Here is a 250-nt window from a genome sequence, read left to right on the forward strand (position 1 = left end):
GGTCTCACGCCGTACCAACATCAATGCCTTTGGCCAAAGCCTAGAGTTAAATTATGGTCAAGTGCGTTTCAATGGTGATGTGATGAAACCGAGTCTGAGTATTGAAGCGGCCAAAACGATTAATGGCAAAACAGTTGGTCTGCGTGTCCAAGGGACGACTGAAAGCCCCAATATTATCGTCTTTAACAATGCAGGACTGACCCAGCAACAAGCCATGAATGCATTGGTGACAGGTCGCATAGATAATAAG

General features: G+C 45.6%; 1 protein-coding gene. It reads left to right on the top strand.

Translation table 11 applies throughout. The features are described from left to right. A partial coding sequence (locus AAEY87_RS14240; protein WP_350657643.1) for a translocation/assembly module TamB domain-containing protein occupies positions 1–250 on the top strand: 250 nt, incomplete at both ends.

Origin of the sequence: Psychrobacter sp. S1-30-MNA-CIBAN-0213 (genome assembly GCF_040309845.1) — a bacterium.
GTDB lineage: Bacteria > Pseudomonadota > Gammaproteobacteria > Pseudomonadales > Moraxellaceae > Psychrobacter.